Origin of the sequence: Alistipes sp. AF14-19, from assembly GCF_003461645.1 — a bacterium.
Taxonomy (GTDB): Bacteria; Bacteroidota; Bacteroidia; order Bacteroidales; family Rikenellaceae; genus Alistipes; species Alistipes shahii.
Genome location: NZ_QTXM01000016.1, coordinates 1 through 22262 on the forward strand (window position 1 = coordinate 1; position 22262 = coordinate 22262).

Below are 22262 nucleotides of genomic sequence, written 5' to 3' on the forward strand. Positions count from 1 at the left end.
ATGCACAACCTTTCATTTGTCATTTTACTAACTTTTTAATTCAACCAACGGGTGCTGTGGATTTTATTTCTAATGATAGTTCCATATGTTACTATGAATGTTACTCATGACGCCATATGGCCATCCGACTATTCTATTTCTCCTGACCAGTACGAAAGCCGCAATACGATCATGTCACAAATTCTTCAAGAAGTGGCAAATACAAATGCGGCTATTCGCTCTGAAATTCGATATTTTGCAGATCGTTTATACAAAACCATGCTAACAGGCATAACATCCGCAACCGTCGTATTGGGTCTTCTAATTTTTTATCGCACCCGTAAATCAGAAAAAGACGAATAATAATTACTTTCGTATATAATTTCGGTCGAGGATAAAGCACATAGCTGTAAGTTGTTATCCACATCTTTTTCCGAATCTTTATCCCGACCATTCTTAGTTGTCCCGACCTGCCGCAACCCGGCAGGTCGCTTTGTTAAATCCCAACAGAAGATACTGCGGTGCGATTACGGCTCATGTAGTCGGGAACTCGATAAAATTCATTAACCGCCTATTTCAAGCCAGTGTATAGGGCTTAAATAAGCAAGCCACAACGGCGATCTACCAGTACATATCGGCAGAAACGACCTGCGTATTCACAGCCGGAATGTATTACCCAAAAACAAAATCACATGAAAAACAAAGAAGAAATCAGACACTATCTCAACACCCAATTTAGCGCATCGGAAGACGACATGGTGCAAATCGTCCGGAACGATTTCGACCGCATTTTGAATAGCGCGGCATCTTGTGCCCTAATTACGGTCGAGGGAGCAATACCCGTCTTGGCGGAGCAACTCCGCACCGAATTGGAAGCCCGACACATCGAAGCCGACCTCGACGTGATTGTAAAAGTAAGCTATCATCCCGTTTCGGAAATAAGTTTCGACGACCTATGCAGCCTTTTAACCGTCATCCACAAATTTGCCCCGCAGGTAAATATCGTCTGGGGCTGCGGTACGGATGAAACACTGGCTGAAACCGACTATTCGATTCTGTTGCTGATCGGGACATCGGCGGAGTAAAATTTGCATGACCTGCCAAAACATATTGGCAGGTCATTTTTCATTGCACCATAAGGTAATTTATAGCTAAAAAGAACAAAATATCTAACTTATTATTCAGTTGCAAAAAACTTTCAGTTTGGCATATCCTCAATTCTATTTAAATTTTTCAATTCTTCCGGCACAATAATATTCATCTTAAAAGCATTAATATTCGAATGATTACAATATTTATCATAAAGATTTTTGATTACAAAAAGATCAAAAACTCCCAATATAAATGCCCCAATTAATGATATTGACTTCTTTTGGAGAAAACAATCTATTCCTTCGGTAGATGGCAATACTAAATAGCAAGCAAGACACACCAATAAAATAACAGTTATTCCACCAACCCAATACCATGTTTTCAAACGCCATTTACAAATTTGTTTCTTTATATAGTCATTTCTATCCCGTTCTCTATTCTCATTTATTAATTTAAACCGTTTACGCTTCTCGACTTCAATATCAGACGGTTTCGATGACAGTCGTTCTAATTTTTTCAAAACATCTTCAAACCGAGCAATGCGCTTATCATCCTCTTGTTTTTGTTTGTCAGCCTCTTCTTTCAATTTTTGAACAAACTGTTTACTATCTGACTCTGCAATTTCATTTAATTCCTCAATATTTTTGAGTTGATGAGTTGTAATACGTGTCGCAATCCGCAGAATGTCTTTGTCTGATATTGAGGCATCTTTGTATTTCTGAATATTATCATCCAACTCTTTTATAATGGATGCTTGCGGTAAAGATGAATTTAGAGTACATGATATCAAAGCATTCAAATTCGTATCAACAACGCCATCTGTCAAATCGCCATTTCCAATATCTGGTTTAATAAACCATAACACACATAATAATTCGTCAGCTCTAATTATTTCTGGCTGATACCCTCTTAACTTATAGCCTACATAATCTGAGTTATCATGATTTATAGCATTATTTACAAACCAACAATTTACATCCTCAAAATGTTTTATTTTCTTTTTACCACGCTTCTCTCGCACATAATACAATGCCATAATATCGTGTAATGCTGCAAAATCAGTATTTCTGATCTTCTTAAATTCTGCATATTCCGTACTACTTTTAGCCAAATTCTGATATTTAACAGTGTATGGAATTTGAAGAATACTATATTCATCAACTAAAATATTCTCCAGATTATCAGCAATTCGCTCTAAGTCATTTCTATTAAGGTTGCGGCGTTCACATGCTTTATAAATATCTTCTGGATTAATGAGTTTAGGAAGAAACGATTTATCAAAATATTCGGCTTTTTTCAATAATAAATCTGTCGTTTCTTTGATTGTTTCTTTCAAAACACGCAAGGAATACCCGAAACTTGATGCTATTTTCAATAATTGTCGGCAAGTAGTAGTAGACTCTGGAGTATTAAGATCAAGTAAACTAACTATAAAATTCGTGTCTAATAAAAGCTCTACATCAGACATCATTTTATCTTGGGGTTCATATTCAGAAAGATAGCAAGATAAAATAGAGCCTAAATAAATTTTTCGAATTACCTCGTAGCAACCGGGGATATTTCTGAAATATTCCACAAATTGGGCCTCTATAGAAAATTTACTCCCATTTACACTATAATCTCGATTTGCAAGATAATTCGATATTTTGAGTTTATTCAGATTTACAAAATCAAATATTGTATTGTATGAATCTTTTTTAACATCATTAATATCGCAAAACTGCTTAAACATCGTTTGCACCAATTCGACTTGTTGACGATTGGTTTCATAGATATCATTAAACTCTTCAAATGAATAATTCTTAATCCAAAAACTACCATCTCGATATACTTGTAGTTTTAGTTCTTCAGAAGTATTGATTTCTTGTCCGATTTTTAATAAAATCTTTTCTAAAACAGCAGGAGGAAAATCCAAACCAAAGTATTGGCAAATCCACGTAGATATTTCAGTTATAGACGCGCCTTTATAAACACCAGATTGAGTTATTAATTTATATAACGCATATTTTACTATCGGGACAAATATCTCAACAGAGCTATTCACAAAATTGCCCGAATTCCGGATTTGAGCCAAAAGACTATAAGTAATAACCTTGCTTGCTTCCATAATACAAAAGAATTTTCCTCTAAAATATTAAATTTAATGCGAACAACAAAGAGTTAGAGGATGAAACTACTATAATACCAAGTTTTTACTGATAAAACTCCAATCATTTCGGTTTATTTGTTGATGACAAGCGTTATATGAAACACTAATAGGAGCTACTGCGACGCAATTACAGCTCATATAGCCACAAACCTGATAAAATTCATTATCCGCCTGTTCGGAGCGACTATATAGGCCCAAGCACAGCAACTAACCAACAGCCAAATACTTAACGACTGAGATTGAAATTTTTCGAATAGCGACCATTTATGTACCACTTGTGTACCACCGCCATTTTTCGGACTATATACCACAAAAGAAAAATCCTCGATATTCGATTGAATATCAAGGATTTTTCATCAGTCGGGGTGACTGGATTCGAACCAGCGACCACACGCCCCCCAGACGTGTACTCTAACCGGACTGAGCTACGCCCCGATTCCTTCGGCAAAAGAGCAAAACCCTTCGCTTTGGGACTGCAAATATAGTATATTTTTCAAAAACAAACACATTTCCGCAGGATTTTTTTCTATTTTTGCGGAAATGAAACGATTTTCACGTCTTCTGCTAACCTTTTCCGCGGCCCTCGCATCGGCTTGCGGAGGCTCTTCGGGGCCAGTTTTGAGCGATTTCACAACCGAGATTTACACCCCGGCCTACGCGTCGGGCTTCGACATCCGCGGGAACGGGAATAACGCCTCGACGCTCGTCTCGATCCGCAATCCGTGGCAGGGCGGCACGAACGTCGAACAGCACCTGCTGATCCTGCGCGACGACGCCTAAGCCCCCGCCGACTTCGCCGGACAGGTCGTAAAAGCTCCCGTGCGCCACGTGGTGTGCATGTCGTCGAGCCACGTGGCGATGTTCGACGCCATCGGACAGGCCAAGCGTATTTCGGGCGTCTCGGGCATCGACTACATCTCGAATCCCTATGTCCGGGAACACCGTCTCTGCGGCGAGGTCCGCGACGTGGGCTACGACACGAACCTCAATTTCGAACTGCTCGCCGCCATGCGCCCCGACCTCATGCTGCTCTACGGCGTGACGGGCGAAAACACCATCGTCACGGGCAAACTCCGCGAACTGGGCATCCCCTATATATATATCGGCGACTACATGGAAGAATCCCCGCTGGGCAAGGCCGAATGGCTGGTCCTCGCGGCCGAGCTTTGCGACCTGCGCGCGGCCGGGGCCGACACGCTGCAACGGATCGCCCGGGACTACCAGGCCCTGAAAGCACACCCCGCCCCGGATGCACCGCGCCCGAAGGTGATGCTCAACACCCCCTACCGCGACACCTGGTTCCTGCCCTCATCGCAGAGCTACATGATCCGCCTGATCGAGGATGCCGGCGGGGAGTACGTCTACACGAAGAACGATTCGGACACGTCGGTGGCCGTCGACATGGAGGAGGCCTACCTGCTGGCCAACGCCGCCGATTTCTGGCTCAACGTCGGTCCCTGCAACACGCTGGCGGAACTGACGGCCCAGAACCCGAAATTTTCCGGCATTCCGGTCGTGCGCAGCCGGAACGTCTACAACAACAACCGCCGCCAAACCCCGGCCGGAGGTTCCGACTTCTGGGAATCGGGCGTCGTACGCCCCGACCTCGTGCTGCGCGACCTGCGGACGATCTTCTTGGGCGACAGCGTCCCGACCTGTTATTACAAACGCCTCGAATAAGATGAAAAACGCCGCCATTCTCCACCTTTCGCCCCTCTGCCTTCAGCCCGCCGCGCAGGCGCAGGGGTCCGGCACGCGATTCCGCCACTACGCCGACGGACGGGCCGACGTCAGGCGCGATTCGCGCTACGGCTTCGCCGGCGCCCGTTACAAAATCTCGTTCAAATTCCAATACCGCTAAATGACCGCACGCAGAACCACGTTCCTTTTCACGGCGCTCGGGCTGCTCACCGCAGCGCTTTTCATCGCCGACCTCGCCGTCGGATCGGTCGCCGTGCCGTTGGGCGATGTCTGGGCGGCGCTCACAGGCGGCTCCTGCGACCCTGCCACCAGCGACATCATCCTCAAGATCAGGCTCCTGAAAGCCGTCACAGCCCTGTTCGCCGGCGCGGCCCTCGCTGCCGGCGGACTCGAAATGCAAACCCTTTTCCGCAACCCGCTGGCCGGTCCCTACGTGCTGGGCGTCAGCTCGGGCGCAGGACTCGGCGTCGCGCTGTTCCTGCTGGGCGCCCCCCTGCTGGGCGTCGCGGGACACTCGTTCGTCCGGTCGCTGGGCGTGGCCGGGGCTGCGTGGCTCGGCTCGGCGCTCGTGCTGGCCATCGTGATGGCGGTCAGCCGCCGCATCAAGGACATCATGGTCATCCTCATCCTCGGCATGATGCTCGGTTCGGGCATCAGTTCGGTGGTCGAAATCCTCCAATACCTGTCGAGCGAGGCGGCGCTCAAATCGTTCGTCATCTGGACCATGGGGTCGCTGGGCGACGTCACGGGCAGCCAGCTCGCGCTGCTGCTTCCCGTCGTCACCGCGGGACTGGCGCTCGCCGTCGCCGTCATCAAGCCGCTCAACCTGCTGCTGCTAGGCGAGAACTATGCCCGCACGATGGGACTCAACGTGCAGCGCACGCGCACGCTGATCTTCCTCTCCACGGTCCTGCTCGCGGGCACCGTCACCGCCTTCTGCGGCCCGGTGGGTTTCATCGGGCTGGCCGTGCCGCACCTCGCACGCATGCTTTTCGCCTCGGCCGACCACCGCATCCTGATGCCGGGGTCGATGCTCGCGGGCGCGGCCCTGCTTCTGGTCTGCGACCTCGTCGCCAAGAGCCTCGCCCTGCCGATCAACACCATCACGGCCCTGATGGGCATTCCGGTCGTCATCTTCGTCGTCGTCCGCAACCGCAATATCTTCTGACATGAGTATCGCCCTCAACCATATCACGCTCTCCTACGGCAGCCGCACGCTGCTCGAAGATGTCACCGCCGCCTTCGCCCAAGGGTCGCTGACCGCGCTGATCGGCCGCAACGGCACGGGCAAAAGCACCCTGCTGCGGGCCATTGCAGGTCTCGGAACGACCGTCTCCGGCGATGTGGCGCTCTGCGGCCGCCCGCTGGCGTCGCTCACGCCCCACGAGCTGTCCACGACCGTGGGGTTCGTCACCACCGACAAGGTCCGTATCGCCAACCTCGCCTGCGAGGACGTCGTAGCGCTGGGACGCGCCCCCTACACCAACTGGATCGGGCGCATGCAGGAGGCCGACCGCGCCGTCGTCGAACGCTCGCTCCGCCTGGTGGGGATGTCGGCCTTCGCCCGCAAGACCATGGACCGCATGTCCGACGGCGAGTGCCAGCGGGTGATGATCGCCCGCGCGCTGGCCCAGGACACCCCGGTCATCCTGCTCGACGAACCCACGGCGTTCCTCGACCTCCCGAACCGCTACGAGCTGGCGACGCTGCTCCGGCGGCTGACCCGCGACGAGGGCAAGTGCATCCTCTTCTCGACGCACGACCTCGACGTGGCGCTCTCGCTCTGCGACTCGGTGGCGCTGATCGACACCCCTTCGCTCCACCACCTCCCTGCGGGGGAGATGGTCGGCAGCGGACTGATCGAGCGTCTCTTCTCGGGCGAAAACGCCCGCTTCGACCCCGAGACGCGGACCGTACGGCTACGCTGACAGCTCAAGAAACGACCGTCCGAGGGACTTCCGGCAAAAAATCCGTAATTTTTTCGCATATTTTTTGTACAAGTCACTTTTTTGCTTACCTTTGCACCGCTAAAGCAACCCCGTTCGGGGCATGCGATAGTGGTAAAGGCCCATTCGTCTATCGGTTAGGACGCAAGATTTTCATTCTTGAAAGAGGAGTTCGACTCTCCTATGGGCTACGAACGAAGGGGCCGGAAGAGGGGCGCGAAAAAGGAAGACGGGAGACCGGAATCGAAAAATGCACCGCCGAACACGCCCCCTACGGGTGAAAAAACTTTTCGAGGAGCGGACCCCCGGGTCTATCCGAAAGCGGCCAAGGCCGTTTCAAGCCAAACGACTGAAAAAAAGTAAAAAATAAAAATTAACGGATTATGGCAAACCATAAGTCATCGAAGAAGAGAATTCGCCAGACCTTGACGAAGCGCGCTCACAACCGCCTGTTCCACAAGACGGCCCGCAACGCCGTGAAGGCCCTGCGCACGACCACCGAGAAGAGCGCCGCCGAGGCCCTGCTTCCGAAGGTAACCGCTATGCTCGACAAACTGGCAAAGCACAACATCGTGCACAAGAACAAGGCTGCGAACCTGAAGAGTTCGATCCAGCTTCACGTGAACGCACTCTAAATCTTCGTCCGAGGGAGGAGCGCTCCCGCACCGAGACAGAAAAGCCGCACCGGAAACGGGCGGCTTTTTCCGTATCCCGCCCGGCGCGACGACAAGCGACGTCCGGCGGATTTGGATTTCACACAAATCGTCCCTGCCGGAGACAACTCCGGCAGGGACGATTTTCATTTCGGGAGCGCTTCCCGGCCCCTCCGGGCCTGCCCCGCTATTTCAGGCCTTCGATCACCGCGGCGATGCGGGAGAAAACCTCCTCCATCGTCCCCGTACCGTTGACCGAGGCGTATTTACCCTGTGCGGCGTAGTAGTCCGCCACGACGGCCGTCTGCTCGCGGTAAACATCCAGACGCCCGCGAATCACCTCTTCCGAAGCGTCGTCGGCGCGTCCCGAATCCTTGCCGCGCAGCAGGATGCGGCGCACCAGCTCCTCCTCGGGGACGTGGATGTCGATCATCACATCGACCTTCAGGCCGTGTCCGGCAAGGATTTTGTCGAACTCCTCGGCCTGAACCGTGGTGCGGGGAAAGCCGTCGAAAATACAGCCGGCGGCGTTCATGTGCCCGGTGACATAGTGGTCGATCATGCCGATTACGATCTCATCGGGAGCCAGCTGCCCGGCCTTGATGTAGGCTTCCATGCTCTGTCCCAGTTCCGTACCCCGGCGAATCTCGTCACGGATCACCTCGCCCGTGGAAACGTGATCGATTCCGTAGTGTTCCTTCAGGCGCTGTGCCTGCGTGCCTTTGCCGCAACCCGGAGCGCCGAATAAGACGATATTTACCATAACTAACCCTTTTAGTAATTTGGACCGGGCAAAATTACGTTATTTTTTGGGGAAACAAGAGTATTTCCTTAATTTTGTAAAAAATTTTAGATTCATGGACCAGAAAAAGCGCACCGAGATCGCTTCGCTCGGACAATTCGGACTCATCGACCTGCTGACCAGCGGATTCACCCCGAAGAACGCCTCGACGCTCAAGGGCGCGGGGGACGACGCCGCGGTGATCGCCCCGGGACGCGGCGAAGCGGTGCTCTGCACGACCGACTCCTTCTACGAAGGCGTCGACTTCGACCTCACCTATTTTCCGCTCAAACACCTGGGTTACAAGGCCGTGACGGCCGGCGTGAGCGACATCCTGGCCATGAACGCCCTCCCGGCGCAGATCACCGTGTCGCTCGGCGTCTCGTCGAAACTGCCCGTCGAAGCTCTTCAGGACCTCTACGAAGGCATCGCCTTCGCCTGCAAGGAGCAGGAGATCGACCTCGTGGGCGGCGACACGCGCGCCTCGATGACGGGGCTGGTCATCACCGTCACCACGCTTGGCTACGCCAAAAAGGAGAAGGTCGTCTACCGCAGCGGTGCGCAGCAGAACGACCTCGTCTGCATCACGGGCAACCTCGGGGCCGCCTACATGGGCCTGCAACTGCTCGAACGCGAAAAGCGGGTGCTTGCCGACGTGGAGAACCCCGAGCCGCAGTTCAAGGGCTACGAATACCTGCTTGAAAAATACCTCAAGCCGCGCCCCCGCACCGACATCGTCCGTGCGCTGGCCGAAGAAAAGATCCGCCCCACGTCGATGATCGACCTCTCGGACGGCCTGGCGAGCGACCTGATGCAGATCTGCAAATCGTCGGCCTGCGGCGCGCGCATCTACCTCGAACGCATCCCGATCGCCCGGCAGACCTCGGCGCTGGCCGAGGAGATGCACTCGGACCCGGTCGTTGCGGCTCTGAACGGCGGCGAGGACTACGAACTGCTCTTCACCGTGCCGCTTTCGATGCAGGAACAGATCATGCGGCTGGGCCTTGTGGACGTCATCGGCCACATCACCCCCGCCTCCACGGGCTGTTACCTCGTGACGCCCGACGGGCAGGACATAAAGCTGAAGGCACAAGGGTTCCCGGAAGAATAAGCGTCTTACCGCCGCCCGCCGCCGATGGCTATTCCGAACGTGAGCGACAGATGGCGGTTGGCCCGCTCCGTACAGGTGTAACCCAGCGTGACGCGCAGCCGGTTCCAGCATTCGCAGCCAACGCGCGGCATCACGCAAAATGCCGCACAGTCGCTGGACGGAGTATCGGAGACAGCCCCTTCGGCCGTTCGGAGGACATACGCCCCACCGATCCCTGCTCCCGCGAACAACGCCACTTTCGGCGTCAGATGCAGGTTGTAATCCGCAACGGCCATCAGGCTGAACATCATAAAAGGGTCCTGCGAGCAGACGCCCGCAGCCAGCCGCGAGTAACACGACCCGCCGAGCCGCAAACCCACATCGAAGGGAGTTCTCCGGAAATTGTAACGACTTTCAGCGACCAGGCAAAAGCCCGCCGCATCGTTGTCAAAGCTTCCGAGCGAGGCATAGCCAAAGGTCGCCCCGACAGCCACCTCACCCTCGAAACACCCGGCCCCCGGATAACGGGGGCTTATGGCCGTATCCTGCGCCTGCAAGCCGCAAAACGGAAGCACGGCAAAAATCAAGAAAAAGCAATGTCTTATCATCGGGTTAGCATTAGGATTGAATTCGCTGATAAGATACGCAAAATCCCATAATCCGGCACCATTTTCAGGAAACAAATTGCGGAAGTCCGCCCGAAGCGCAGTCGAGAGCAGGCCCCCCGCAGTTCTACCCTGCGGGGAGCCTGCGTAAGCGGCAAGAAGTCTGCCTATTCCTCGCCAAAGAGAATTTCCTACGTTCGCTTATCGGGAATAAACTTACACTTTCCGTGTTTGTCAGTATGTTCCACAAAGATAGGAAAAAGCAGAGATAATCCAAATACTGACAAATTTTTAATTCTTAATTTTTCATTTTTAATTTAAATGTGTATCTTTGCGGTCCCTTTGGGGATTTAATTAACTAATTAAAAGCATTATGAACAATTACGAAACCGTTTTCATTGTCACGCCGGTTCTGTCCGATGCACAGGTGCAGGAAGTCGCTGACAAATTCCAGGGTGTCATCACCGAAAACGGCGGTCAGATCGTGAACAAGGAGTCGTGGGGCCTTCGCAAGCTCGCCTACCCTATTCAGAAGAAGACCACCGGTTTCTACTTCCTGGTAGAGTTCACGGGCGAAGGCTCGCTCGTCAACACGCTCGAAACGCAGTACCGCCGCGACGAGCGCGTGATCCGTTTCTTAACTTTCAAGCAGGACAAATACGCCGTGGAATATTCGGAGAAGCGTCGTGCAAAACTTTCTAACAAGCAGGAGGAGTAAACCATGGCACAGGACAACAAAGCACAGTCGGAAATCCGTTACCTGAATCCCGTATCGGTAGACGTCAAGAAGAAAAAGTACTGCCGTTTCAAGAAGCTCGGCATCAAGTACGTAGATTATAAGGACGGCGAGTTCCTCAAGAAGTTCCTCAACGAGCAGGGCAAGATTCTTCCGCGCCGCCTGACGGGTACTTCGCAGAAGTTCCAGAAGAAGGTCGCCCAGGCCGTGAAGCGTGCGCGCCACCTGGCCATCCTGCCCTTCGTAACCGATTGCATGAAATAATTAAAAGGAGGACAAGACCATGGAAGTAATTCTGATCAAAGATATCGAAAACCTGGGCTACGCCAACGACATCGTGAACGTGAAGCCCGGCTACGCCAACAACTACCTGATCCCCCAGGGCTACGCCAAGTCGGCTACCGCCGCCGCCAAGAAGGTCCTCGCCGAGAACCTCAAGCAGCGCGCCCACAAGGACGCCAAGATCCTGGCCGACGCACAGGCTCTGGCCGAGACCATCGCCAACCTGCCGCTGTCGCTGTCGGTGAAGGCCGAGGAGGGCAAACTCTTCGGTACGGTCACGGCAACGGACCTCGCCGAGGCGCTCGCCGCCAAGGGCATCACCGTAGACCGCAAGCAGATCAGCGTCGAGGCCGTCAAGACCGTCGGCGAGTTCGAGGCTACGGTCCGCCTGCACAAGGAGGTCAAGGCTACGATCAAGTTCTCGGTTTCCGCTGCCGAGTAACGCGAAAAGACATTTGTATGAAAAGAGCCTCCCGATGCGGGAGGCTCTTTTTGGTTGACGACGTTCGTCAATGCGGCCCCGCAGCAGGCGGATCGGCCTGCCGCGGCTTCACCGTGTAGGACCGGAGCACCAGCCCCACCCCCACGAAAATCACCAGTGCGAAAATCACCGTATCGGCATGCAGCTTGTCCAGCCCCATCCCTACCGAAATGGCGATCGCCAGCACGGGCTGCAAATAGGTGTAGATGCTCGACACGGTGGGCTGTACCGTTTTGAGGGCATAGTTGAGCATCAGGTTGGGGATATAAGTCGGAACCGTCAGCACGAAAAGCGTCGGAAACAGGGCGTGACGGGCAATGGCCGCGAAATCGGTGTGAACGATCGGGCCGATACCTAACGGCAGGGCCATGACCGCCGCCGCGCAGTAGAGCCAGCGCAGCACGGTCGTAATGCGGTACTTGGCGATCAGCCGCTTGAACCACACCATATACACCGACGTGACGCAGGCGCATAGAAAGATCATCACGTTTCCCCAGAGATGCGAATGCGCGTGCGACGACGAGGCCCCGGCCAGCACCACCGCCACAGCTCCCGCCATGCCGAGCACGAGTCCCGTGATCTTGAGCCGGGTGAAACGGTCCATTCCCAGCAGCACGGAGAGCGCCAGCACCAGCAGCGGCACGATGGTGTCGATGATCGAACCGTCGATCGGCGAGGTCATCGACAAACCGTACATGATGAAGACCTTGCGCAATACGCCGATCAGCAGCGCAGCGCCGATCAGTTTGCGAATATCCGCCCGCTCGACCTTCTCGGCCTTCTGCCACAGCAGCGGCACGAGCGAAAAGAGCGCCGTGGCGACGAGCGACGCCGAGACCATCGCCATCGGATGCACGTAATGCGGCAGGACTATGTTGTAAAAAGGGTAATCCATCGCCCAGAGGACGTTGCACACCAACAGGGCCAGATGGGGTTTCAGTCTGTTCATTCGTTTCGTCGTTTACCCCGCAAAGACAAAAACAGTGCCCGAATCCCCACACGGCACGGCGCAAAAAAAGGGCTTCCTGCAAAGAAAGCCCCATATATAACGCAAATCGCCCGTTACCGCCGGTCCGGAATACGGAACGTCGCCGGGGAAGCACCCGGAATCACCTCGCCGCAGTAGTAAACCTTCCACGCGTCCCTGGCGTAACCCCACCCAAGCTCTTCAAACGACGACGACGATGCGCCCGGCACTTCGCGTCCCTGATAGACCACCTTCCAGGGGTCCTTGCCGTAACCGCCGCCCAGATATTCGAACGACGAAGCCGAAACGCCTTCCACCTTTCGCCCCCGATAATATACCGACCAGCTGTCTTTCGCATAACCGCCGCCGAGCATCCCGTCCGGCGACTGCCCGGGCCGGAGCTGCTCCCCGCGGAAATAGGTGTTCCAGTTGTCCTTGCCGTAACCCCGTCCCTTATACTCGAACGACATGGCCGAGGCACCTTCCAGCTTCCGGCCTTCGTAAAACACCGTCCAATTATCCTTGCCGTACCCGCCTCCCAGATCGGCGAACGAGGATACCGAAGCCCCCTCGACCTTCCGGCCGCGGTAATACACCGTCCAATTGTCCTTGCCGTAACCGCCGCCCAGATCGGCGAACGAGGATACCGAAGCCCCCTCGACCTTCCGGCCGCGGTAATATACCGACCAGCTGTCTTTGGTATATCTCCCGCGCCGATCTTCGTAACGCTCCCCATGACAATTCGCGTGAGGGTTCGCGCAGTGATCCCTGCGAGGAGACTGCACGGCGAAGGTTTCGGCGGCGCGGACATCCCCGCTCCGCAGCATGCCGCCCGGAAGGAGCGCCAGCGCGGACAACAGGCCTAAAATCAACTTTTTCATCATCTATCGGTTTGCTTCTTCAGTTCTGACTTGTAAATATACCGGGTTATTGCGCACGGTGCAAGAAATCCGCCGTAAATATTTCGGCGAACGCAAAAAAGGCCATTCGCCCCGCCCCGGAAACATCCGGCCTGCAAACCGGCCGCCGATTGGCCGACCGATCCGACCATTGACCACTAACCGACCGGACTTCCGCCCCCGATTCCCCGATTCCCCGATTCCCCGATTCCCCGATTCCCTGTTTCCCTGTTTCCCTGTCCGGTTCCCCGGTTCCGGCCCTGACCTCGTCCTTGAAAAGATTCCGGAGCCGCAAACTGTCCGTCCCATAGACAATCCCGCAGACAGACCATCCCATAAACAAACCGCCCCGCAGACAGCTCCCGCCGCGCGCCGCCGTCCCGGCACAAAAAAAAGACGCCCGCACAGTTTCCTGTGCGGGCATCCGGTTATCGGATACGGAGGGGCATCTTCCCCCCGTCCTCTTTTCAGCGGAGATTACTCTTCGTCCTCTTTCTTGGCGGCAGCCTTCTTGGCCGACTTGGCCTCGGCAGCCTCCATGGCGCTCTTCAGAGCGGCCAGTCCGGCGATGTCGCCGAGCGTCGTCTTCTCGACCGAAGCGTTGATCTTCTTCACGGTCGACTTCGTAGCGTCGGCAGCAGCGCGCTTCTCGGCCTTCTCGGCAGCGATTTCGGCACGCTTCGCCTCCTCGTACGTACGCAGGTGCGAAAGGGTGATGCGCTTGGTGGCCTTCGAGAACTCCAGGATCTTGAAGTTGAGCTTGTCGCCCGTCTTCGGGGTCGTGCCGTCCTCTTTGACGAGCTGACGCGCGGGGCAGAAGCCCTCGATGTTCTCGCCCAGGGCAACCACTGCGCCCTTGTCGGTCATCTCGGTGATCGTACCCTCGTGGATGCTGTCCACCGAGTACTGGTTCTCGAACTCATTCCAGGGATTCTCCTCCAGCTGCTTGTGTCCCAGCGACAGACGGCGGTTTTCCTTGTCGATCTCCAGCACCACGACCTCGATGTCGGCGCCTACCGACGTGAATTCGCCGGGATGCTTCACCTTCTTGGTCCAACTCAGGTCCGAAATGTGGATCAGACCGTCGATGCCCTCCTCGATCTCGACGAATACGCCGAAGTTCGTGAAGTTACGCACCTTGGCCGTGGTCTTCGTGCCGACGGGATACTTGACTTCGATATTCTCCCAAGGATCGGGCGTAAGCTGCTTGATGCCGAGCGACATCTTGCGCTCCTCGCGGTCGAGGGTCAGGATAACGGCCTCGACTTCGTCGCCGACCTTCATAAACTCCTGTGCCGAACGCAGGTGCTGGCTCCACGACATTTCCGAAACATGGATCAGACCCTCCACACCGGGAGCGATCTCGACGAACGCGCCGTAGTCGGCCATAACAACCACGCGGCCCTTCACCTTGTCGCCGACCTTGAGCGTCTGATCGAGCGCCTCCCACGGATGCGGGGTGAGCTGCTTCAGACCCAGGGCGATGCGCTTCTTGGCCTCGTCGAAGTCGAGGATCACGACGTTGATCTTCTGATCGAGCGCCACGATCTCCTCGGGGTGGTTTACGCGGCCCCACGAGAGGTCGGTGATGTGGATCAGGCCGTCCACGCCGCCCAGGTCGACGAATACGCCGTAGGAGGTGATGTTCTTGACGGTTCCCTCGAGGATCTGGCCCTTCTCCAGCTTGGACATGATGACCTGCTTCTGGGCTTCGAGTTCGGCCTCGATGAGCGCCTTGTGCGACACGACCACGTTGCGGAACTCCTGATTGATCTTCACGACCTTGAACTCCATGGTCTTGTCCACGTATACGTCGTAGTCGCGAATGGGTTTCACGTCGATCTGCGATCCGGGCAGGAACGCCTCGATGCCGAACACGTCGACGATCATACCGCCCTTCGTGCGGCACTTGATGTAACCCTTGATGATTTCGTCCTTCTCCAGCGCTTCGTTGACACGGTCCCACGACTTGAGCTGCCGGGCTTTCTTGTGCGAAAGGGCCAGCTGGCCGTTCTTGTCCTCGGCCGACTCCACGTAGACTTCGATCTTGTCGCCTACCTTCAGGTCGGGGTTGTAGCGGAACTCCGATACGGGGATGATACCCTCGCTCTTATAGCCGACATTGACGATAACCTCGCGCTTGTTGACGCCCGTTACGGTTCCCTCGACCACTTCGCCGACGTTGACGTTCGAAAGCGTCTTGTCGTAAGCCTCGGTGATCTGGGCTTTGTCCTGGTCGTACACGCCCAGGTCGTTTTCAAAGGCGTTCCAGTCGAAATTCTCGTTTGCAACTACATTCTTTACTTCTTCCATTGTGGAAATTTTTGCGATACAATCGCTCGTTAATTGGTTAATATTAAAAGTTATAGCCCTCGCTTACGGCATCATTGCACGCGCGCGAGGGCTACAAAGGTAATTCTTATAATTCAGAATTCAAAATCCGGAATTCAGAATTATTCAGTTTACAGACAAAACCCGGCTCTGCAAAATCCCCAATTATGAATTCCGAATTATTTTCTGCCGCGGCCTGTTGTCCGGAGTCAGCGGACCGTCATCCTGCAACTCTTCGAGCAGCACGCCCGCGACCGCCGTTCCCGTGAGTTTCCCGTCGGTGTAGTTCAGGTCCTTGTAATTCCTGTAAACATAGTCGCTGACCGCAACTTCGTACACCTTGCCTTCGCGCAACTTCGGGAAACGCACGTCGAGGGCGTTGTCCGCGGCGTCGGTCACGATGACGTAGGGCGTCGTCGAGATCAGGTCGATCCGGTGCGCCTCCTTGCGGTTCTCCTCGTCATTGTACTTCGAGAGGATCATCCGGCGCATGTCGGCCGGAGTCATCCGCATCGTGGCGATCTCGGTTCCGAACGGCTCCAGGTCGTACACCTTCGCCGCACCGACCCCGCCCGCCGGAATCGAGTCGAGGCGCACGCCGCCGATGTGGTAAAACCCGACGTCGGCATCGGCTTCGTCGGCCACCGACGCGGCCATCCAGTTGGCGAGGCCCCACTTGTCGGCCGGTCCGGCGAACGCTCCGACGGGCTTGTTCAGCTCGGGATCGGCATAGTAGCGGTCCACCTCGGCCTGATACGACGCATCGGGCGCATAACCGTCCAGCGGCACGAGGCGCGATTCGATGCCTTCGATCTTCCCGCCGCGAAACCGGACCGCCGTAACGCCCACGTTTTTAAGATATTTCCCGGTCTGCGTCAGAAGCGTGCCGTTCACCAGCGAATCGACCTTCACATGGGTATGTCCGCCGATCACCACGTCGAACCGGGTCTCCTTTCCGAGCAGCTCCACGTCTCGGTCGTCGCCCATGTGCGACACGAGCACCAGCAGATCGACCTTCGGACGCAATTCGGCGGCATACTTCATCGCCATCGCCTGCGGATCGGGAAACTCCAGTCCCTCGAAGCTCGACGCATTGCCCGCAGGATGCCCCGGGCCTTCGTAGTTGGTCACCACGCCGACGAAACCGATGCGGATGCCGTCCTTGTCCAGAACGACATAGGGCGGCAGCTGCGGAAAGGTGCAGGTGTCGCTCGTCACGTTGGCGCACACCACCTCGAACGCCATGCTGTCGATCATGCGGCCCAGAAACGCCTGCCCGTGGTCGAACTCATGGTTGCCCAGCGTCGCCACGTCGTAGCCGAGCCGGTTCATCAGCGCGATCATCGGCATGCCGGGCGTCGCGGCCATGTCCACATAGGCGTTTCCGGTCCAGCGGTCTCCGGCATCGACCAGCACCACCAGCTGCGCGGTGTCACGACAGTTCTCCACGGCCGCAGCCAATCGCGGAAAATTCTGAATCTTGGCGTGCATGTCGTTCGTCGAGAGCAGCACGAGCGTCCGTTCACGGGGTGCGCAGGCCGCAGCCGCAGCCGCAAGGAGAATCAGGCCCGTCCGGAACATTCCTTTCATATTCGTCGGCATTGTTTTTCTTTATGGATGAAGATTTGCCAAAAGTACAAATAATTCCTATCTTTACGAATCGAACATTGTAAAAACTTTTCCATGAACGATACGATCAAAGTCATCTGCGAAAACGGCTTCGGCGAACTGGAGGTCCCGATGGGAACCCCGCTGCTGGAGGTCGCCGAACGCCTCACGCCCGGCCTTCACCCCTTCCTCGCAGCCTTCGTCAACAACCGCATCAAGGAGTTGAATTACAAAATATATGCCCCGGTGACGATCCGTTTCGTCGACATCACCTCCTTCGCCGGCATCCGCGTCTACCAGCGCACCGCGTGGTTCCTGCTGCAAAAGGCCGTCAAGGACCTCTACCCGGGGCAGACGCTCCACATCCGCCACTCGATGGGCCAGAGCGGGTTCTACTGCGAGATCGACGGCATCGACGAGTTCACCCCCGACGAGGCGGCGCAGCTCCGCGACCGCATGCGGGAACTCTCCGTGCGCAACCTGCCCATCACGCGCCAGCGCATGCTCACCACCGAGGTCCGCGCCCGCTACGCCGAGGAGGGTTTCACGGACAAGATCGCGCTTCTGGACACCCGTCCGCGGCTTTACAGCCAGCTCTACACGCTCGACGACACGGCGGGTTACTTCTACGGCTCGCTGGCCCCCTCGACGGGCTATGTCACGCTGTTCGACATCGAACCCTACTACAACGGCTTCTACCTGGCCCTTCCGCTGCGCACGTCGCCCGACACGCTTCACCGCAACGTACATCAGGAGAAGATGTTCGGCATCTTCCAGGAGTACCAGTCGTGGGTCCGGATCATGGGCGTTCCCACCGTCGGCGACGTCAATTCGAAGGTGCTCGCGGGCGACGGCGGCGGCCTAATCAAACTCGCCGAAGCGTTCCACGAGCGCAAGTTCGCCTGGGTGGCCGACACCATCTACGACGCCCACCTTTCGCGCGGCGCCCGCATGGTGCTGATCTCCGGCCCCTCCAGCAGCGGCAAGACCACCTCGGCCAAACGGCTGGGCATCCAGCTGGGCGTGCTGGGACTGAACCCCGTGCTGATCTCGCTCGACGACTACTTCGTCGACCGCGAGAAGACCCCGCGCGACGCCGACGGCAACTACGACTACGAGGCGCTCGAAGCCATCGACCTGGAGCTTTTCAACGACCATCTGGCGCGCCTGATCCGGGGCGAGAGCGTCGACATCCCGCGCTACGACTTCATCACGGGACGCCGCACGTGGCACAACGCGCCGCTGACGCTCGACGAACGCTCGATCCTCATCATCGAGGGCATCCACGGGCTGAACCCGCGCCTCACGCCCTCGATCCCCGACGCGCAGAAGTTCCGCATCTACATCTCGTGCTTCACGTCGGTGGCGATGGACAACCTCTCGCGCATCGCCACCACCGACAACCGCCTGCTGCGGCGCCTGACGCGCGACTACCGCCAGCGCGGCGCCGACGCGCTCTCGACGCTTTCGCGCTGGGCCTCGGTGCGCCGGGGCGAGGAGAAACACATCTTCCCCTACCAGGAGAACGCCGACATCATGCTCAACTCGTCGCTGTTCTACGAGATTTCGGTGCTGCGGCCCTTCGCCGAGAAGATCCTCCGCGAGGTCCCCGACACGGTTCCGGAGTACGACGAGGCGCGGCGCATGCTCAAGTTCCTCGACAACTTCATCCCCATCGCGCCCGACGAGGTCCCGCCCACGTCGATCCTGCGCGAATTCATCGGCGGCAGCAGTTTTCAATATTAGGCGCGGAAAATTTTGTGCGTCCGTTTCTTTTATTTTACCTTTGTGTGTTCGTGCAACGGCACAACTGTACGAACCGTGCGGAGCGTACGCCATCTCCCTCCCCGAGGGAGGGCCGGGATGGGATCAGAATTGCAAACGCCGCCACAGGCGGCGAGAACGGCTTGCCGGGATGAAAGACAAATGTGAAAAGTACATACAGACAACATAAAATATCGTTCAATGTTCGATAAGTTTTCCGAACGCCATATCGGCGTCAGCAACGAAAAAGACCTGAAGGCCATGCTCGATGTGATCGGCGTGAAATCCGTCGATGAACTCATCTCGCAGGTGATCCCCCAATCCATCCGGCTCCGCAAACCGCTCGCGCTGCCCGCCGAGGGGATGAGCGAATACGAATTCGCGGCGCACATCCGCGAGCTTGCCGACCGCAACCAGCCCTACCGCTCGTTCATCGGCATGGGCTACTACCCCTCGGCCGTCCCGGCCGTCGTGACGCGCAACGTCTTCGAGAACCCCGCCTGGTACACCTCCTACACGCCCTATCAGGCCGAGATTTCGCAGGGACGCCTCGAAGCGCTGCTGAACTTCCAGACGGCCGTGATTTCGCTCACGGGCATGGAGATCGGCAACTGCTCGCTGCTCGACGAGGGCACGGCCGCCGCGGAGGCGATGGCGATGATGTTTTCATTACGTTCGCGGGATGCCGTTCGGGAAGGCCGGAATCAACTCTTCGTCGACCGCAACATCTTCCCGCAGACGCTCGACGTGCTGCTCACGCGCAGCGAGCCGTTCGGCATCGAACTGATCGTCGACGACTACGACGAATACGAATTCACGGGCCGGGAGTTCGGCGCCATCGTGCAATACCCGGCCGCCGACGGCCGGGTGCGCGACTACTCGGACTTCACGGCTGCGGCGCACGCCAAGGGCGCGCTCGTAACGGTCGCCGCCGACCTGCTGTCGCTGGCGCTCCTGAAAGCCCCGGGCGAGTGGGGCGCCGATATCGCCGTGGGTTCGGCGCAGCGCCTCGGCACGCCGATGGGCTTCGGCGGTCCCGCCGCGGGTTACATGACCACGCGCGAGGCGTTCAAGCGCAACATGCCGGGCCGCATCATCGGCGTCTCGGTCGACCGGCTGGGCAACAAGGCGCTGCGCATGGCTTTGCAGATGCGCGAACAGCACATCAAGCGCGAGCGCGCCACGTCGAACATCTGCACCGCCTCGGCCCTGATGGCCTCGATGACGGGCTTCTACTGCGTCTACAACGGTCCCGAAGGGCTGCGCCGCGCGGCGGAAACCGCCCACCTGGCTGCCGCAACCGTCGCCCGCGCGCTGGAGGCGATGGACTACCGCCTCGCGTCGAAGGAGTTCTTCGACACGCTCGAAGTCGAGGCCGAGGCAGCCGTCGTGCAGTCGCTGGCGCTCGAACAGGGCATCAACTTCTACTATCCCTCCGAAGGGCGCGTGCGCATGTCGTTCGACGAGGTGACCACCGCGGCGGAGATCGAGACCGTCGTGAGCATCTTCGCCGCAGCCAAAGGCAAGAAAGCCAAGGCGGTAAAGGCCGTCACCGAAAGCTGCGTCCCAACTGCCCTGCGCCGCCAATCGCCCTATTTGCAGGAACCCGTATTCAACGCCTACCGCTCGGAGAGCGCCCTGATGCGCTACATCAAGAAGCTGGAGTTGAGGGATATTTCGCTGGCCAATTCAATGATCTCTTTAGGTTCGTGCACCATGAAGCTCAACGCCGCGGCGCTCATGCAGCCGCTCTCGCTGGCCGGCTTCCAGAACATGCACCCCTTCGCCCCGGCCGACCAGGCCAAGGGCTATATGGACCTGATCGCCGGGCTGGAACAGGACCTGGCGACGATCACCGGCTTCGCGGCCTGCTCGTTGCAGCCCAATTCGGGCGCGGCGGGCGAATACACGGGGCTGATGGTCATCCGCGCCTACCACCAGAGCCGCGGACAGGGCTACCGCAACGTGGTGCTGATCCCCGCGTCGGCCCACGGCACGAACCCCGCCTCGGCGGCCATGGCCGGCATGAAGATCGTGACGGTGGCGTGCGACGAGCGCGGCAACATCGACGTGGCGGACCTCGAAGCCAAGGCCAAAGAGCACTCGTCGGAACTGTGCGGCCTGATGGTCACCTACCCCTCGACGCACGGCGTCTTCGAGAGCCGCATCCGCGAGATTGTCGACGCCGTCCACGACGCCGGCGGGCAGGTCTACATGGACGGCGCGAACATGAACGCGCAGGTGGGACTGACGAACCCCGGCTACATCGGGGCCGATGTCTGCCACCTCAACCTCCACAAGACCTTCGCCATGCCCCACGGCGGCGGCGGCCCGGGCGTAGGCCCGATCTGCGTCGCCGAGCACCTGCGGGCGTTCCTGCCGTCGCACCCGGTCGTCGCCACGGGCGGCGACGAGGGCATCACGGCCGTCGCGTCGGCCCCGTGGGGTTCGGCGCTGCTCTTCCCGATCACCTACGGCTATATCAAAATGCTGGGGGCCGAGGGACTTCGCAGAGCCACCGAGATGGCCATCGTCAACGCCAACTACATGTCGGCGGCGCTGGCCGCGGAGTACCGCACCTACTACTCGGGCGAGACGGGCCGCGTGGGCCACGAGATGATCCTCGACCTCACCTCCTTCAAGAAGGACTACAACATTGACTGCGGCGACATCGCCCACCGCCTGATGGACTACGGATTCCACGCCCCGACGCTCTCGTTCCCCGTGCACGAGACGCTGATGGTCGAGCCGACCGAATCGGAACCCAAGGAGGAGATGGACCGCTTCATCGAGGCGCTGATAAGCATCAAGCGCGAATGCGAGGCGGCCGCCGGCCAGGCGGACAACGTGGTGGCGAACGCGCCCCACACGGCCCGGGAACTGGCCGGAGCGTGGGAACACCCCTACTCGCGCGACGAGGCGGCGTTCCCGCTGGCGTGGATCGGCGAGGCGAAGTTCTTCCCCTACGTCTCGAAGATCGACAACGGCTACGGCGACAGAAACCTCTGCTGCCGCAACTGCGAGTAACGGCAATATCCGGCATGAAAAAACGGCGGCGACATCGACAGCGCCGCCGTTTTCATCTGTTATGGCACAATTATTTCCTGCTATTATTTGGCAACTTGCCCCGAAGTGCGTACCTTTGATGGCTTAAGAAGCCATTTTTCTAAAAATGGTGGCGGAAAATCGCTTTTGAGC

At 56.8% G+C, this 22262-nt stretch carries 18 protein-coding genes, 2 tRNA genes and 1 pseudogene; 13 read left to right on the forward strand and 8 right to left on the reverse strand.

Annotation, left to right across the window (positions count from 1 at the left end; all coding sequences use genetic code 11):
- The first annotated feature begins 671 nt into the window (after window positions 1–671).
- Window positions 672–1064: a hypothetical protein gene (locus DWW03_RS12480; RefSeq protein WP_118406815.1), complete on the forward strand. Its 393-nt coding sequence runs from the start codon at window positions 672–674 to the stop codon at window positions 1062–1064.
- 113 nt (window positions 1065–1177) lie between these two features.
- Here DWW03_RS12480 and DWW03_RS12485 read toward each other — a convergent pair whose 3' ends face one another.
- On the reverse strand, window positions 1178–3178 hold the full coding sequence (locus tag DWW03_RS12485; protein ID WP_022332285.1) for a hypothetical protein: 2001 nt from the start codon (window positions 3176–3178) through the stop codon (window positions 1178–1180).
- A gap of 402 nt (window positions 3179–3580) precedes the next feature.
- Window positions 3581–3655 (reverse strand) — tRNA-Pro (locus tag DWW03_RS12490).
- Window positions 3656–3760: 105 nt separating this feature from the next.
- On the opposite strand from DWW03_RS12490, the pseudogene DWW03_RS12495 reads away from it, so the two are divergent.
- The 6 genes and pseudogenes from DWW03_RS12495 to rpsT all read left to right on the forward strand — a co-directional run bounded on the left by DWW03_RS12495 (window position 3761) and on the right by rpsT (window position 7502).
- Window positions 3761–4900, forward strand: a pseudogene (locus tag DWW03_RS12495) (ABC transporter substrate-binding protein).
- Window position 4901: 1 nt separating this feature from the next.
- On the forward strand, window positions 4902–5081 hold the full coding sequence (locus tag DWW03_RS12500; RefSeq protein WP_022061654.1) for a hypothetical protein: 180 nt from the start codon (window positions 4902–4904) through the stop codon (window positions 5079–5081).
- Entirely contained in the window at window positions 5082–6089 is a 1008-nt protein-coding gene (locus DWW03_RS12505) for an iron ABC transporter permease (protein ID WP_015547346.1), read from the forward strand.
- A gap of 1 nt (window position 6090) precedes the next feature.
- Window positions 6091–6849, forward strand: coding sequence for an ABC transporter ATP-binding protein (locus DWW03_RS12510; RefSeq protein ID WP_015547345.1), 759 nt, complete (start codon window positions 6091–6093; stop codon window positions 6847–6849).
- A 137-nt stretch (window positions 6850–6986) separates the two neighbouring features.
- A tRNA-Glu gene (locus DWW03_RS12515) sits at window positions 6987–7058 on the forward strand.
- Window positions 7059–7250: 192 nt separating this feature from the next.
- Window positions 7251–7502: a 30S ribosomal protein S20 gene (gene rpsT, locus DWW03_RS12525; RefSeq protein ID WP_015547344.1), complete on the forward strand. Its 252-nt coding sequence runs from the start codon at window positions 7251–7253 to the stop codon at window positions 7500–7502.
- 205 nt (window positions 7503–7707) lie between these two features.
- Here rpsT and DWW03_RS12530 read toward each other — a convergent pair whose 3' ends face one another.
- Window positions 7708–8283, reverse strand: coding sequence for an adenylate kinase (locus DWW03_RS12530; RefSeq protein ID WP_015547343.1), 576 nt, complete (start codon window positions 8281–8283; stop codon window positions 7708–7710).
- 94 nt (window positions 8284–8377) lie between these two features.
- Here DWW03_RS12530 and thiL point away from each other — a divergent pair, with 94 nt between their 5' ends.
- The gene (thiL, locus tag DWW03_RS12535) at window positions 8378–9412 is read left to right on the forward strand and encodes a thiamine-phosphate kinase (protein ID WP_022061653.1); all 1035 of its coding nucleotides are present in this window, start codon (window positions 8378–8380) and stop codon (window positions 9410–9412) included.
- A 5-nt stretch (window positions 9413–9417) separates the two neighbouring features.
- On the opposite strand, the gene DWW03_RS12540 is transcribed toward thiL, so the two are convergent.
- The gene (locus tag DWW03_RS12540) at window positions 9418–9999 is read right to left on the reverse strand and encodes a hypothetical protein (protein ID WP_022061652.1); all 582 of its coding nucleotides are present in this window, start codon (window positions 9997–9999) and stop codon (window positions 9418–9420) included.
- 370 nt (window positions 10000–10369) lie between these two features.
- On the opposite strand from DWW03_RS12540, the gene rpsF reads away from it, so the two are divergent.
- The 3 genes from rpsF to rplI are packed head-to-tail and all read left to right on the forward strand — an operon-like array spanning window position 10370 to window position 11456.
- Window positions 10370–10714, forward strand: a complete 345-nt coding sequence (gene rpsF / locus DWW03_RS12545) for a 30S ribosomal protein S6 (RefSeq protein ID WP_015547340.1) — start codon at window positions 10370–10372, stop codon at window positions 10712–10714.
- A gap of 3 nt (window positions 10715–10717) precedes the next feature.
- A complete protein-coding gene (gene rpsR / locus DWW03_RS12550; protein ID WP_010265192.1) occupies window positions 10718–10996 on the forward strand; it encodes a 30S ribosomal protein S18 in 279 nt (92 codons plus the stop codon).
- A 19-nt stretch (window positions 10997–11015) separates the two neighbouring features.
- Window positions 11016–11456, forward strand: coding sequence for a 50S ribosomal protein L9 (gene rplI / locus DWW03_RS12555; protein ID WP_022061651.1), 441 nt, complete (start codon window positions 11016–11018; stop codon window positions 11454–11456).
- A gap of 67 nt (window positions 11457–11523) precedes the next feature.
- On the opposite strand, the gene DWW03_RS12560 is transcribed toward rplI, so the two are convergent.
- The 4 genes from DWW03_RS12560 to DWW03_RS12580 all read right to left on the reverse strand — a co-directional run bounded on the left by DWW03_RS12560 (window position 11524) and on the right by DWW03_RS12580 (window position 17282).
- Window positions 11524–12444, reverse strand: a complete 921-nt coding sequence (locus DWW03_RS12560; protein WP_022061650.1) for a DMT family transporter — start codon at window positions 12442–12444, stop codon at window positions 11524–11526.
- A gap of 113 nt (window positions 12445–12557) precedes the next feature.
- Window positions 12558–13343, reverse strand: a complete 786-nt coding sequence (locus DWW03_RS12565; protein WP_118406817.1) for a DKNYY domain-containing protein — start codon at window positions 13341–13343, stop codon at window positions 12558–12560.
- 495 nt (window positions 13344–13838) lie between these two features.
- Entirely contained in the window at window positions 13839–15674 is a 1836-nt protein-coding gene (gene rpsA / locus DWW03_RS12575; RefSeq protein ID WP_022061648.1) for a 30S ribosomal protein S1, read from the reverse strand.
- 183 nt (window positions 15675–15857) lie between these two features.
- Window positions 15858–17282, reverse strand: a complete 1425-nt coding sequence (locus tag DWW03_RS12580; protein ID WP_022061647.1) for a bifunctional metallophosphatase/5'-nucleotidase — start codon at window positions 17280–17282, stop codon at window positions 15858–15860.
- A 93-nt stretch (window positions 17283–17375) separates the two neighbouring features.
- Between DWW03_RS12580 and DWW03_RS12585 the strand changes: the two genes are divergently transcribed.
- Both DWW03_RS12585 and gcvP read left to right on the forward strand, forming a co-directional pair.
- The gene (locus DWW03_RS12585) at window positions 17376–19046 is read left to right on the forward strand and encodes a nucleoside kinase (RefSeq protein ID WP_118406819.1); all 1671 of its coding nucleotides are present in this window, start codon (window positions 17376–17378) and stop codon (window positions 19044–19046) included.
- 219 nt (window positions 19047–19265) lie between these two features.
- Window positions 19266–22091: an aminomethyl-transferring glycine dehydrogenase gene (gene gcvP, locus DWW03_RS12590; protein ID WP_118406820.1), complete on the forward strand. Its 2826-nt coding sequence runs from the start codon at window positions 19266–19268 to the stop codon at window positions 22089–22091.
- Window positions 22092–22262 lie beyond the last annotated feature (171 nt).

What these genes read in the sequence shown, in the direction of transcription:
- DWW03_RS12540 (WP_022061652.1), bottom strand. Translation starts at nt 9,999, where the DNA reads ATGATAAGACATTGCTTTTTCTTGATTTTTGCCGTGCTTCCGTTTTGC.
- DWW03_RS12580 (WP_022061647.1), bottom strand. Translation starts at nt 17,282, where the DNA reads ATGAAAGGAATGTTCCGGACGGGCCTGATTCTCCTTGCGGCTGCGGCT.
- thiL (WP_022061653.1), top strand. Translation starts at nt 8,378, where the DNA reads ATGGACCAGAAAAAGCGCACCGAGATCGCTTCGCTCGGACAATTCGGA.
- DWW03_RS12585 (WP_118406819.1), top strand. Translation starts at nt 17,376, where the DNA reads ATGAACGATACGATCAAAGTCATCTGCGAAAACGGCTTCGGCGAACTG.
- rpsR (WP_010265192.1), top strand. Translation starts at nt 10,718, where the DNA reads ATGGCACAGGACAACAAAGCACAGTCGGAAATCCGTTACCTGAATCCC.
- DWW03_RS12530 (WP_015547343.1), bottom strand. Translation starts at nt 8,283, where the DNA reads ATGGTAAATATCGTCTTATTCGGCGCTCCGGGTTGCGGCAAAGGCACG.
- DWW03_RS12500 (WP_022061654.1), top strand. Translation starts at nt 4,902, where the DNA reads ATGAAAAACGCCGCCATTCTCCACCTTTCGCCCCTCTGCCTTCAGCCC.
- DWW03_RS12505 (WP_015547346.1), top strand. Translation starts at nt 5,082, where the DNA reads ATGACCGCACGCAGAACCACGTTCCTTTTCACGGCGCTCGGGCTGCTC.
- DWW03_RS12485 (WP_022332285.1), bottom strand. Translation starts at nt 3,178, where the DNA reads ATGGAAGCAAGCAAGGTTATTACTTATAGTCTTTTGGCTCAAATCCGG.
- rplI (WP_022061651.1), top strand. Translation starts at nt 11,016, where the DNA reads ATGGAAGTAATTCTGATCAAAGATATCGAAAACCTGGGCTACGCCAAC.
- rpsT (WP_015547344.1), top strand. Translation starts at nt 7,251, where the DNA reads ATGGCAAACCATAAGTCATCGAAGAAGAGAATTCGCCAGACCTTGACG.
- gcvP (WP_118406820.1), top strand. Translation starts at nt 19,266, where the DNA reads ATGTTCGATAAGTTTTCCGAACGCCATATCGGCGTCAGCAACGAAAAA.
- DWW03_RS12565 (WP_118406817.1), bottom strand. Translation starts at nt 13,343, where the DNA reads ATGAAAAAGTTGATTTTAGGCCTGTTGTCCGCGCTGGCGCTCCTTCCG.
- DWW03_RS12560 (WP_022061650.1), bottom strand. Translation starts at nt 12,444, where the DNA reads ATGAACAGACTGAAACCCCATCTGGCCCTGTTGGTGTGCAACGTCCTC.
- rpsF (WP_015547340.1), top strand. Translation starts at nt 10,370, where the DNA reads ATGAACAATTACGAAACCGTTTTCATTGTCACGCCGGTTCTGTCCGAT.
- rpsA (WP_022061648.1), bottom strand. Translation starts at nt 15,674, where the DNA reads ATGGAAGAAGTAAAGAATGTAGTTGCAAACGAGAATTTCGACTGGAAC.
- DWW03_RS12510 (WP_015547345.1), top strand. Translation starts at nt 6,091, where the DNA reads ATGAGTATCGCCCTCAACCATATCACGCTCTCCTACGGCAGCCGCACG.
- DWW03_RS12480 (WP_118406815.1), top strand. Translation starts at nt 672, where the DNA reads ATGAAAAACAAAGAAGAAATCAGACACTATCTCAACACCCAATTTAGC.